This window comes from Calditrichota bacterium, assembly GCA_013151735.1.
Classification (GTDB): domain Bacteria; phylum Zhuqueibacterota; class JdFR-76; order JdFR-76; family BMS3Abin05; genus BMS3Abin05.
Genome location: JAADHR010000003.1, coordinates 1 through 6935 on the forward strand (window position 1 = coordinate 1; position 6935 = coordinate 6935).

Genomic DNA, 6935 nt, shown 5'->3' on the forward strand with positions numbered 1-6935 from the left:
TGCGGATTCTTCGCTCCCGTTACTGAAGCGTTTGAAGGCTGCCTATTGGAACAAAAAAGAAGGCACCTATTTTTTGCACTGGGTCGTCATCTTGTTGCTGGGATTTCTTGTCTTGTCGATGGATTATGGGTTTTTTAAAACCTGGTCGGTTTTTCGGGATGATAACGACCTTCAGAAATTTGAATTATCGCTGGAGAAACTGCACATTCGTTCCCCGGAAGCGAAAGAAAAAGCCGTCCACCTGGCACAATTGGTACGGGTTCCGGCCAGGCCGTTTATTGTGAGCTTTGTAAAATGGTTTGGTTTTTTGCCGCGTACAAAAGAAGAAGGAAAAGTGCAGGGTTATCGCCCCTTTTTTATGGGAAAACGCGGGAGATTTGCGTCCTTTCCGTTTGTTGCATTTTTCATAAAAGAACCGATTCCAATCATACTCCTGATTCTGGCGGGAAGCATTTTTCTTGTGTTCTATGATTTTCGAAAATTCCTATTTTTGCTGTTGCCCGTTCTTTTTATTTTGAGCATGGACTTGAAAGTCCACCCATGGACCTATCGCTATATTAATTTACTTATTCTTCCTTTTCTTATTCTCATCGCCAGTTCCGTAATCAATCATAAAATAGCTCACCAAAAAAAGATTAAATTCGGCGTGGGTGGCCTGGCTATATGGCTTTTTATTGAATCGCTGGTGATCTTTCCCAATTATCTTGCCTATTTTAATGAATTTATCGGAGGACCGGCAAAGGGACATCACTATCTGGTCAACTCGAATCTGGATTGGGGGCAGGACTTAAGACGTCTCAAAAACTATCTTGCTGAAAATCATATTGCAGAAGTTAATCTCAGCTATTTTGGTTCGGCTGATCCGGATTATTACGGAATCCGTTACAAAAAAATGTTGGGTGTAAACGGACGGGAAACGGGTGAAGAAACCCCGGAAGAACTCCGTAAACTGACCGCTCCCCGCACAGGCACCATCGCGATTAGCGCCACGTGCCTGGAAAATATCGAAGGCTTTTTCCCGGGGACATCTTACCAATGGCTCAAAAAATACAAGCCGGTTGCAACCATTGGGTATTCAATTTTTATTTACACGATTAAAGATTTGCCCAATAAAAAAGAAGGATGACTTAATGAAGTTTGGAAGAATTCTTGCTGTTTTATTCATGATTTTTGCGGGATTTCAGGGTCTTTGGGCACAATATCCCAGCCATACCCGTTATCCCCATTTGGCCATTCAACAATCCTGGGTTGATCCCGATCAGGAGTGTTTAATCCCGATTTTTGCCCGATACGATCTGATCGTTGCCGATCTCACACGGGAGCAAATTCAGGCAATAAAGGCCATCAATCCCAACGCCATTATTCTGCCTTTTGATTCCATTATTTGGGACGGACATCGGGAAGCACCGGTGCCTGATTGGTATGACGACCAGGGGCGGCCGGATGTTGGACCCAATTGTCCGGTTTATCATGGAACAGAGGAAGCCAGCGGGGTGGCATTGGATGGCTTGACGTTCCGGGAATGGAAGGCACGGGCCAGTGTTCGATGGAAAGATAAAGGCTATGATGGCGTGTATCTGGATCATTGGGATGAACCCTGGTGGGGAAATACGTCCCGATACACGGTTCAGGAATATAAGGACGGCATGTCTTATATGGCCAAACGAATCCGGGAATTGTGGCCGGGGGTAGTTATCATTGGAAATCCGGGGCAATCCATTGACTTCAGTTTTGATTTGAACGGATTTATGTGGGAAGATTACCCCGAATTCTCCGGCTCTGTGGAGAGGGAGCTTTCATTTGAAGAGCTCTGGAAAAGCAAGGGCACGATCCCGCGAATGCTCATTATGAATCAACGGGCGCTTCAGTATGTGGAAAATCCGGCTCCCACAGAAAAAAAATCGGGTTTTTGGCAGCGCATGCGCTATACCACGGGGATTGGTTTGTTGAAAGATGATATTTATGTGATGTACAATTACGGGAAGGGCGGGTCTCCTCACTGGGCCGTTCCCTGGTGGTTTGACGAATGGAGTGTCAATTTGGGGCAGCCGGTTGGGGAAATGTATCATTTGTCCGATGGTGTTTTGGCACGAAAATATGAAAATGGAATTGTGCTTGTTAATGCAACGGCACACACGAAAACCGTTAGTAAACAAGATTTAGGAGGGGAGACGTATTACCGCTTTTTCGGGGGCCAACAACCCGACTTTAATACGGGGAAGCCATTTGACCAGGTTACCCTGGTCGGATGGAGCAACAATAACAATGTGGAAGGGGATTGGATGAAGCCCATTGGAGATGCCATTATTCTGGTAAAGTCTCCGCAAAAAATCGTCTCGGATATTCTTTTGGATGACGAAGGAAATGTTCAGAATCCAATACTCATTAATATTCAGGGGAAATTCGAGCAGCAGGGCATGACGTTTAATCCGGATAAGTATCAGTATTGGCCGGATTCCTGGCGGGTGCATGGGCATGGAAGTTGTTATTACGCAGATGCCGGGAACGGAGAGGCTTTCGGCAAATGGACCCCGCGCATTGGAGCGCCGGGCTTTTATGAAATTTACGAGTGGCACCCGGCCGCAAATAATTTTGCTTCGAATGCACCCTACAAAATTCATTTTGCTCAGGGGGATACGCTGATTCTGGTCAATCAACGCAAAAATGGCGGCCAATGGAACAGCCTGGGTATTTACTTTCTTGGGGTGGGGACATCCAATTATGTTCAGGTGTCGAATCAGGCAAACGGAATGATTGTGGCGGACGCCGTGAAATTTGTTTACAGAGGGTCAAGTAAAAAAACAGACTCAACACCTCCGTCACCTCCCAAGAACGTTCGGGTAGGACAAACTAACTAATTTTAAATGGAGAAGAACAGAATGAAAATGGCATTGGTTACCGGTGGCGCCGGATTTTTAGGTTCCAATTTGACTCAGTTCCTTTTGGAAAACGGATACAACGTGGTCGTTTACGATAATTTTTTTAATGGAAAGCGAGAATTTCTGCCTGAAAATGACCCCAATCTGGAAATCGTTGAAGGGGATCTGCGGGAGACCCAGCGTCTTAAAGAAACCATTCAGGAATTTCAACCCCAGACAATTTTTCATTTGGCGGCTCTCCATTTTATCCCCTATTGCAATGCGCATCCGATTGAAACCATTCAGGTCAATGTGGAGGGGACAGAATCCGTCCTGGAAGCGGCTCAAGATGGTCCCGTCGAAAAAGTAATTTACGCGTCCACGGCTGCTGTTTACGGCATATTTGATGATTTTAATCTGGAAGAGCATCGTCCCTGGCCCATGGATATTTACGGTGATACCAAATATTTTGGCGAGCATCTGATGCGTCTGTTTCATGAGAAAACCGGAAAAACCGGCGTTGTGGCCCGCCTGTTTAACCTTTTTGGTCCCAACGAGACCAACCCCCACGTAATTCCCGAAATCCTGGATCAGTTGCGGAAAGGAGACACCGTCCATCTTGGCAATTTGAAACCCAAACGGGATTACATTTATGTGCTGGATGTCGCCAAGGCCTTGTTTCAGATGGATCAGAAATTCTCAAACGGGTTGCACACGTTTAATGTGGGTACCGGACACGAATATTCGGTGGATGAATTGGTTAAAACAGTTGCGGATATTTTGGGCCGGGATGTGACGATTGAAATCGATCCGGCACGCGTTCGGAAGCAGGAACGCCTCCATCTGGTTGCAGGAATTGACAAAATCAAAAAGGAATTGGGCTGGCAACCGGAAGAGGATCTGTTCAACGGATTGAAGAAGTTGATTGAAATCGACTATTCGGATTTATTGGGACATTAGAATGAAAAAACACAAGATTGCCATTGTCTCACCCTATCCGCTGGACCCGGCCAAAACAACCGGAGGAATTCAGGCTGTGGTACAAAATCTGGTTTCCAGCCTGAAAGACGACCCGGAATTGGAAATCCATGTTCTGACGATTGATTATGACCGCGATATCCCCTACAAACCTGTTGAAAATGTGCAGGTTCATTGGCTGCCGGCCAATAAGGCGCGGAACCGTCTGACGCTATTTGCCCCCGAGAAAAAATGGATCAAACAAAAAATTGATGAGCTCCAACCCGATTTGGTTCATGTGCACGGCACGGATATTTACGGATTTGCCACACGAAACCTTGGTTTCCCGACCCTTCTGACCGTGCACGGAATTCTCTCAAAAGAAGCAAAAATCGTCGAAAAGAATTTAAAATGGCGTGCCAGGCTTTTAAACACCGTCAAAAATAAGTTTAATCATTATTTTGAAAATGCCACGCTGAGGGCGGCCAAACACATTATCGTCATTTCTCCTTACGTGGAGCAGCAAATACAGGATCGAACGGCGGCTACCTTTTACCACATTGACAACCCGGTGGATCAACGGTTCTTTGAACTGGACAATCGGGCGAACCCTAAGCAATTTCTTTTTGTGGGAATGATTCGTGCCAGAAAAGGGGTTTTGGGCCTGGCGGAAGCCGTTCAAAAATTGGCTGAGAAACATCCGGATGTGAAATTGCACCTGGTTGGTAAAGTTTTTGAACCGGACTATTTTGATTTGTTGAAAAAGTTTATCTTTGAAAAACACCTTGAGAACAACATTATTTATCGCGGGAGGCTTTCCGACGAGGAGCTGTTCCGCGAATTTGAAAACTGCCAGGCGGTGGTGATGAATTCCATTGAGGAATCGTCTCCGATGGTTATTGAACAGGCCATGGCCGCCGGAAAGGCCGTAGTGGCCACACGCGTGGGAGGAATTCCGTTTTTGGTGGAACACGGAAAATCCGGGCTTTTGGTGGACTACGGAAACCGGGATGAGCTGGCCGAAGCACTTGATTTTATTTACTCAAACCCGGACCGGGCCGGAGAAATGGGGCGGTACGGCAAAAAAATAGCCGAGGCCCGGTTCCGGCAGGAAAGTATTGCGAAAAATACAAAAGATATTTATTTAAAATTAATTCAATCCCGATCTGAATAGGTTTTCCTCAAAAAGCAGATCATCCCCTCTTTGTCTCAATTCTTTTGAAACCAACAATAACAAACATCGGGAAAAGTCCATTGAAAATCGTTTATTTTAATTACCTTTACGATCTTTACGAAGGAGCCATTGGTTCAACCATAAAAGCGGTTGAACTGCTGAATGCTCTGGAAAAACAGGGGCACGAAATCAAACAATATTGGTTGAATGCCAAGCCGGACGAGACCCAATCGGAACAGCAGCTGCCGTCTAAAATCAAAAATAATCTGAAGCGATTTCTGGATCGTTATCTTCACGAGCCCAGCCAAATTCTGAAAAATCTGAAGTACATTGCCAAGGAAATGGCGATCCTCAGACGGGAGAAACCCGATCTGGTGATTTCGCGTCTGGATGTGTATTTATTTTCCACCTGGTTTGTGACGCGCTTTTACCATGTTCCCTGGATGGTCGAAGCCGATTCACCCGAGGTGTACGAATATCGTAAATTCTACACCCACTACAAAAAACTTCCCCTGGTTGATTCTTTGATCGAGCGCTTCAATGTTCGAGCGACCCGAAAAGTCTTTGTGGTGTCCAATTTGATCAAAAAATATTACGTGGATCAGGGAGGTGATCCCCGAAAAATCGTGGTGATCCCAAACGGAGCAGATGAAGAACGGATTATTCCCTTCAAAAAAAACAAGGAATTGCTAAAAAAATATCAGCTTTCAAACGAGATTGTAATTGGATTCATCGGCTCGTTCCATTACTGGCACGGCATCGACAATCTGATGAAAATCATGAAGGAAATTTTGCGGACGGAGACGTCCGTCAAATTTTTGCTGGTGGGCAGCGGGGGGGTCAGAGAAAACGATTTGCATGCCTTTGTGAAGGAAAATGGGTTCCAGAATAACGTCATTTTTACGGGACTCGTACCCCACGAGGACATGGGAAAATATGTGTCCGTCATGGATATTGTGCTGGCACCTTATCCGTACCTGGATTTTTTCTATTTTTCTCCGATGAAACTTTATGAGTACATGGCGGCAGGCAAGGCCGTGGTGGCAAGCAATATCGGGCAGATTGCCGAGGTGATTGAAAATGGCAGGAACGGTCTGTTGTACGAGCCGGATCAGATCGACAAAATGGTTTCGGGGATAAGGGAATTGATTCGCAACAAAGACTTCAGATTGACGCTGGGCCGGAACGCCCGCAAAGACATTGAAACCAAACACAGTTGGACCATGCGGGGAAAAATGTTGTCGAAACTTTGTGAAGAGGTGGTTCAAAATCCATGAAGAAGAAAACGCTCACAATTTTATTTCTGGTGAACGGATTTGGTGTTGGCGGGGCAGAAAAGGCCCTGCTGGAACTCGTAAAACGCATCGACCGAGAGCAATTCCGGGTTCTTGTGGCCAGTGTGGGGCAGGGGGGCGTTCTGGAGCCGGAGTTCCGAAGCGCCAGTGAAGCCTGCTTTGTTTTTGCCAAAAAATTTAGTTTTGATTTTTCCCTTATTCCCAAAGTTGCCGATCTTTTGAAGACGTATCGTGTGGATATTTTGCTGACCACTCTGTTTTATGCCGATGTCATTGGCACCTTTGCGGCCCAAATGGTGGGGACGCCGGTCAAAATGTCCTGGCAGACGGCTCTGGCCATTCCGACCGGAAATGTGGAAGACGACCGGTGGCGCCACATTGTGACCTACCGGACTGCCGCGTCGCAGATGACACACATTGTGGCTGTTTCCCATGAGGTCAGAAATTATTTTGTTCAGAATCGACACATCCCTCCCAAAAAAATTTCCACCATCCATTACGGGGTGGATCTCAATCGATTCCAGAAATCAGGCAAGACCATTCGAACGGAGCTGGGATTATCCGATCACGATCTGATTATTTCTGTGGTCGGGCATTTAAGTGATGTCAAAGGGCACACCTATTTGCTGAAGGCGAGTCCTCCCTTAATTC

At 46.1% G+C, this 6935-nt stretch carries 6 protein-coding genes; all 6 read left to right on the forward strand.

The window, feature by feature from the left end; all coding sequences use genetic code 11:
• Window positions 1-1126, forward strand: a 1126-nt coding sequence (locus GXO76_00070; GenBank protein ID NOY76237.1) for a hypothetical protein, incomplete at its 5' end; no start/stop codon positions are given.
• A 4-nt stretch (window positions 1127-1130) separates the two neighbouring features.
• Complete coding sequence (locus GXO76_00075) at window positions 1131-2858, forward strand: hypothetical protein (GenBank protein NOY76238.1); 1728 nt, start codon at window positions 1131-1133, stop codon at window positions 2856-2858.
• Between the two features lie 21 nt (window positions 2859-2879).
• Complete coding sequence (locus GXO76_00080; GenBank protein NOY76239.1) at window positions 2880-3818, forward strand: NAD-dependent epimerase/dehydratase family protein; 939 nt, start codon at window positions 2880-2882, stop codon at window positions 3816-3818.
• A gap of 1 nt (window position 3819) precedes the next feature.
• Window positions 3820-4989, forward strand: coding sequence for a glycosyltransferase family 4 protein (locus GXO76_00085; GenBank protein ID NOY76240.1), 1170 nt, complete (start codon window positions 3820-3822; stop codon window positions 4987-4989).
• A gap of 80 nt (window positions 4990-5069) precedes the next feature.
• The gene (locus tag GXO76_00090) at window positions 5070-6266 is read left to right on the forward strand and encodes a glycosyltransferase family 4 protein (GenBank protein ID NOY76241.1); all 1197 of its coding nucleotides are present in this window, start codon (window positions 5070-5072) and stop codon (window positions 6264-6266) included.
• The coding region (locus GXO76_00095) for a glycosyltransferase (protein ID NOY76242.1) at window positions 6263-6935 on the forward strand (673 nt) is incomplete at its 3' end. The genes GXO76_00090 and GXO76_00095, both read left to right, overlap by 4 nt.